Source organism: Pseudochelatococcus contaminans (assembly GCF_014195635.1).
Lineage (GTDB): Bacteria > Pseudomonadota > Alphaproteobacteria > Rhizobiales > Beijerinckiaceae > Pseudochelatococcus > Pseudochelatococcus contaminans.
This window is the reverse complement of sequence record NZ_JACICC010000046.1, coordinates 1-1,393: the sequence shown is the minus strand read 5'-3', so window position 1 is coordinate 1,393 and position 1,393 is coordinate 1. Positions and strand designations below refer to the sequence as shown.

The following is a 1,393-nucleotide window of genomic DNA, read 5'->3' as shown; positions in this document are numbered from 1 at the left end:
GGTCGTGTCGCGAATGTGGTGGAAATTGGCGAGCAGCGCGCTCCGAGCATGTAACGTTGGCTCCGGTCAGGCCGCGAGGTCAAGAGACATCGGCACGAGAGGCTGAGAAAGGGTTTCCCAGCCATCGACTTTTCGCATCTGGATCTGCCCTGACGCCAGGAGCGCCCAGAGCAGCATCGGCACGGTTTCAGCGCAGGGCAGCACGGTCTGGGTCTTGATGCGGCGGCGGAACTCCTCGTTCAGACGCTCAATGGCGTTGGTGGTCCGTGCGGATTTCCATTGCGACGGATCGAGGCGGGTGAAGCTGAAGAGGCGATCGCCGGCCTCCTCAAGGCTATCGGCCACGGCCCGGCACTTGAGCTTCCACTTGCGGAGGAAGGCCTTGCGGCGCGTCTCGATCTCGGCGGCGCTGTCGGCGTAGATCATGTCGCGGTAGTCTTCGCTCAGCTCGTCATGCAGGCGCTTGGGCGCGTGGCCAAGCAGGTTGCGGTGCTTGTGAACCGTGCAGCGCTGGATGGGCAGGTCCCCGCCCCAGAGCGCCACAAGCGCGGCTTCAAGGCCGGGGGCGCCGTCAACGATTACGAACTCGGGCCGCCTGAGGCCCCGCGCGTCCAGGTCGGCAAGGAAGCTGCCCCAGGCAGCCGTGCTTTCGCCGCCCATGTTCCTGATCGAGAGGAGCACCTTTTGTCCGTCGCGGCGGATGCCGATCGCCGCCAGCACCGAGATGTTGGTGGCCTTGCGGTCCAGCCGGGTCTTTATGACGGTGCCGTCGAGGATGAGCCGCACGATATCCTCCTCGGCCAGGTCGCGGGTGGACCAGGCGTCCCAGTCGACCTTCACCTTGCGCCAGGCCCGGCTGACCACGTCCTTGCTCACCGCCCCCTCGAACAGTCCGAACAGCGCCCGCTTGACCCGGCGCGTGTTGGTGCCGGCCAGGTAGACCGCCGCGATCAGGGCCTCGGCCTTCTTTGTCAGCCGCCTGTAGCGGGGCAGTGCCTTCGAGCGCCATTCGGTGATCTTGCCGGCTTCGTTCTCGATCCGAGCACGAGGAACCCGCACCGTCTCGGTGCCGAATGTGCCGGTCAGCTGCCGATCGCGGTGCCCGTGGCGGTAGCCCCTGGCCCGCTCATTGCCGCGGCCGTAACGAAGCCGACCAAGAAAGGCGGCAAGTTCCTCTTCGAACATGGCTTCAATGGTGGCCCGGACATTCGCCCGCAGGCGATCCTCGATCGGATCATACCCGCCTGCGTCGGGCAGCGGCGAAAAGGACGAGCTATCGGTATTCTGCTTCATGGCGTGATCTCCCTGGCGGTTGCCGCCGCCGGTTGGGTGGGTGTTGGTTCACCCGGAGATTACGCCGCCAGACAATTTCTACCACTTCCGAGACACGACC

General features: G+C 65.4%; 1 protein-coding gene. It reads right to left on the bottom strand.

Annotated elements, in window-relative coordinates; all coding sequences use genetic code 11:
- Positions 1–66: 66 nt before the first annotated feature.
- Complete coding sequence (locus tag FHS81_RS18635) at positions 67–1,293, bottom strand: IS256 family transposase (protein ID WP_046001750.1); 1,227 nt, start codon at positions 1,291–1,293, stop codon at positions 67–69.
- Between the last annotated feature and the right edge of the window lie 100 nt (positions 1,294–1,393).

What these genes read in the sequence shown, in the direction of transcription:
- FHS81_RS18635 (WP_046001750.1), bottom strand. Translation starts at nt 1,293, where the DNA reads ATGAAGCAGAATACCGATAGCTCGTCCTTTTCGCCGCTGCCCGACGCA.